The sequence below is a fragment of the Moorena sp. SIO3B2 genome (assembly GCF_010692525.1).
GTDB classification, from domain to species: Bacteria; Cyanobacteriota; Cyanobacteriia; order Cyanobacteriales; family Coleofasciculaceae; genus Moorena; species Moorena producens.
Window position 1 is genome coordinate 19,892 of record NZ_JAAHHE010000087.1, and the last position, 4,219, is coordinate 24,110.

Here is a 4,219-nt window from a genome sequence, read left to right on the forward strand (position 1 = left end):
GCTGCTGATAAAAGCCGAGTACTCTCTGGACATAGTCAGCAGTTGCGCCACTGTTGCAGCCAGAGGGTTTTCCTGTCATCCACCAACAGGCGGTACGGCGAACAGCAATCATTTCATTGTTGCCACTATCTGTCAATTCAATATCCAGTTCCCGTCTGATGATACAAGCCACCACACTGCGTGCTGTGGTCGGGTCCGCTTCAAATTGTGCAGGTGTCATTGCCTGTCCTGCACATTGGGATGTCCAGCTAGGGATAATCCCCGGTAAAACTTGCCAGTCACTGTACATGCCATCATTCGGGCGATTGGGTGGTGCCGAAAGCCGCAGTGCTTCTACAAGAGCGTTGACTTGCGGATCAAGAGGGTTGACTTGCGGATCAAGAGTGTTGACTTGCTGATCCTCTACTTGTGCGAATACTGGTGTTGACCTATGGGGCTGCTGATAAAAGCCGAGTACTCTCTGGACATAGTCAGCAGTTGCGCCACTGTTGCAGCCAGAGGGTTTTCCTGTCATCCACCAACAGGCGGTACGGCGAACAGCAATCATTTCATTGTTGCCACTATCTCTAAATTCAATCTCTAGTTCCCGTCTGATGATACAAGCCACCACACTACGTGCTGTGGTCGGGTCGGCTTCAAATTGTGCAGGTGTCATTGCCTGTCCTGCACATTGAGATGTCCAGCTAGGGATAATGGCAGGTTTTACTTGCCAGTCGCTGTACATGCCATCATTCCGGCGATTGGGTGGTGCCGAAAGCCGCAGTGCTTCTACAAGATCGTTGACTTGCTCATCCTCCACTTGTGCTGATACTGGTATTGCCCATAACCCCACACTCACTATTATTCCGGTCAAGACCAGATTTTGAAATTTATTGATTACTTTCATTGATCATTTTCAGATTTATTTTATATCTAAAATTAACTGAACTAGGAATGCCACCGGTCTCGACAGTGATCAGGGAATGATGAAGATGAATGATTAATAATGAATTACCCCATGCTAGGTGTTAGGGGCTTGTACTCGAAAAACGATTAATGCAAAACTATGTGCTGATAGCGTTTTTATATGAGTTGTAAACACAGGTATGGCAGTAATTTGCTTGCCTACAATAGGCAAAAGGCAATAGGATAAAGAGATCCAGAGTTTTATTTAAAAATCAAAAAACACCTCTTAGTTTTACATCTCATTTGGAAACGCTATATTATGTGCCGATACATCATTGATCATTCCTAAGACATACTTCCTTGGACTTAAGGAATTTTTGAGAATAATTGGATAATGATGGGGACTGTGAACAATAGAGCGATATCTAAAATCGTGATGGCTGCGAAGCGAATTTTTTGAGTATTCATGATGCACCGTTTCCTTGAGTATTAACAGCTGACCTAAGAATGCTAGCGGTAACTTATATCCATTTCATCGGTTTAGATCACGCAAGACTGTGATTTAGGACAACGCATCTATGTGATCTTGATCAATAATTTTACCCAAAATCCTCTAAACCGTCATTTATAAAGTAAAGGATTAAATGGCTGTAGGGCGCTTGATAGCTACACTATTGGTAAGTTTTGACTAGTGACAAAACTAAAATTAGCCCCAAAAGCACTAGATTAAATAAGTGCGTTACGATTTATTAACGCACCCCAAAAAAAATTAATATTTATTTTATAAATAAGCTCTAAATTGCTGATTTTTGATTAGGTTTTGTTGAGGTTTGTTTGTTAACAGTACTATGCAGTAAACTGTCAATAATTAACCGATTATATCAAGTCCAGTGAATCACATCCAACATAATCCCTGGATAGTTGGTGATGGAGAATCGTTAACTACCAATTACCAACTACCAAGGTAAGCTATCAGCTAATGCGCGTAGCGCATTAGCTGATAGCTTATGCCCACGCTACTTGAGGTACTTTTTAAGAAAACAGGTAAGCATTGGTTTAATCTATGTTACGTCTGCTGACACTTGACCGCTGACGGCTGAATGCTGAGAGCTGAATGCTTACTTACCAACTACCAACTATCACTTACCAACTGCAAGTAATAATTAGTGAAGGGGACAATATTACCTGTTTATTGGCTTACCATTTCAAAAAAGCGGCTTCTACCCCTTGTTCTCGCCGAATCTTACTGTCCTTCTCAAACCAATCGATGATCTGCTGATGGGTCAACTCTTCCATGGGCACCCCAGTATCTTGTGAAATATGCTTCAACAGTCTGAGGGAGGAAATAGTTAAACGAGTTAAAAATTTCTCTGGGGAAGAGAGCAATGCTTGGTCTACATCAGCGGATTCTTCCGGAGTTAAGAATTGGATTGAGGATTGCTGGGAATCAGCCATAAGGGTTTTCAAGGTTTACTATATAACTTTTAAGCATATGCGCTACGCGCACGCGATCGCGTTCAGCTATCAGCTATCAGCTATCAGCTATCAGCTATCAGCTATCAGCTATCAGCTATCAGCTATCAGCTAATGGAGTATGTAACAGGCTAGAAGCCTGTGCCACGCTATAAGCCTGTACCATGCAAGCTACTTGAGGTGGTATTAACTTGGGGCCTGTGGTTAACGGCTGACGGCTGACGGCTGATAACTTACAGGCTTAGTTACTCGCATGTTAGTTATTGAGTCGCCCTTTGATTAAATAGCCGCACTGATGCTCTCCATTATTGAGCCAGTGAGTACGCTCCACTGTACAATCTGGCAATACGGCGGCAAACATTTCCAGTTCATGACCACACACACTGGGGTAAGATTCGGCAACGTTGGAAATAGCACAATTGTATTCGGTTAGAATGTACTGCTCGCTAACGCCATTATTTAAATTACCTGATTCTAGGGTGTGCCACTCTGCCATATAACCTTCTAGTCTACGCAGTTCTACCAACTTGGCTACTCGCTCTCGCACTGTACCATTCCCGATACACTCCCGGTATTCTTGAGCTTTACGTTGCCATTGCTTTTGTAAAATCGTGCTAGTCTGTTCACGACCCAAGGTTTCTGTCATGGTATCGAGCAGGGAAACGGAAAACTCTCCGTAATGATGGGGAAAGCGATCGCGTCCTTTGTGAGAGAGGTGATAGATATGTTGAGGACGCCCCATGCCAATTTGAACAGATTTGTACTCAATTAGCCCTTCTGCCTCCAATTCTTTGAGATGACGTCGAATAGCTTGGGGGCTAACCCCTATGGCTGTGGCTAACTCCTGGGCTCTTGCTCGATCCTGTTTGAGGAGATATTGTAAGATGTCTCGCTTGGTGGAAGTTTGCTGAGTAGGCATCATGGGCTTAGGAGTTGGGGATTGGGTAACAGGGGAAGGGCACTCAGGCTTCCCTTTGGTGCTTGTCGGTACCGTTATTACTATTAAATCTAAATTCTCTTGACTTTAACAACATGTTTGTTGTTAATATAACCTACAATAGAGTTAAACAACAAAAACGTTGTTTTAATCCACCCAGTCACCAGATAATATCCCGTGGGCATGAGGAAGCTGTATATCATAGTTGTAACCGGCGATAAAAGCAAGCCGCTGTCTTGATGCAGTCGCTACCCGCAGTCTACAACCTCTAACCTTCCAACCTGCCAACCTACTCTACGGGAAAGTCAAAGGCGAACAAACTATCACTGTGTTTGTAACTCTGTTGAATCCTTAATGATAAGAGAGCACTAAATCGATGACTGCCACTGTCAAGACATTAGTCAACCAGCCCTATAAGTACGGCTTTGTCACAGATATTGAAGCGGATACCATTCCTCGTGGACTCAATGAGGATATTATCCGTCTGATTTCGGCTAAGAAAAACGAACCTGAGTTCATGCTGGAGTTTCGCCTGAAGGCGTATCGACAATGGCAGAAAATGACAGAGCCAACCTGGCCCCATGTTACCTATCCTCCCATTGACTACCAAAAGATTATCTACTACTCAGCACCCAAACAGACGAAGGAAAAACTCAATAGCCTGGACGAAGTTGACCCAGCTTTACTGGAAACCTTTGATAAATTAGGCATTTCCCTATCTGAGCAAAAGCGGCTGGCTAATGTAGCAGTGGATGCCATCTTTGATAGTGTCTCGATCGCCACTACCTTCAAAGAGAAGCTGGCTGAGTCGGGGGTAATTTTCTGCTCGATTTCGGAAGCTTTGCAAGAACACCCGGAGTTAGTGCGGAAATACCTGGGTAGTGTTGTTCCTGTGGCAGATAATTACTTTGCTGCTCTCAATTC

The 4,219-nt window shown here is 43.7% G+C and carries 3 protein-coding genes and 1 pseudogene; 1 reads left to right on the forward strand and 3 read right to left on the reverse strand.

Going from position 1 to position 4,219, the window contains the following annotated elements; all coding sequences use genetic code 11:
• From F6K38_RS44280 to sufR, 3 genes and pseudogenes are all read right to left on the reverse strand, one after another.
• Positions 1–352: pseudogene (locus F6K38_RS44280) on the reverse strand (hypothetical protein); the annotation flags it as partial.
• 1,730 nt (positions 353–2,082) lie between these two features.
• On the reverse strand, positions 2,083–2,340 hold the full coding sequence (locus tag F6K38_RS19015; RefSeq protein ID WP_044494119.1) for an NDH complex assembly factor CRR9: 258 nt from the start codon (positions 2,338–2,340) through the stop codon (positions 2,083–2,085).
• 274 nt (positions 2,341–2,614) lie between these two features.
• The gene (gene sufR, locus F6K38_RS19020; protein ID WP_287249684.1) at positions 2,615–3,280 is read right to left on the reverse strand and encodes an iron-sulfur cluster biosynthesis transcriptional regulator SufR; all 666 of its coding nucleotides are present in this window, start codon (positions 3,278–3,280) and stop codon (positions 2,615–2,617) included.
• Between the two features lie 391 nt (positions 3,281–3,671).
• On the opposite strand from sufR, the gene F6K38_RS19025 reads away from it, so the two are divergent.
• On the forward strand, positions 3,672–4,219 hold a 548-nt coding region (locus tag F6K38_RS19025), incomplete at its 3' end, for a SufB/SufD family protein (RefSeq protein ID WP_502709583.1).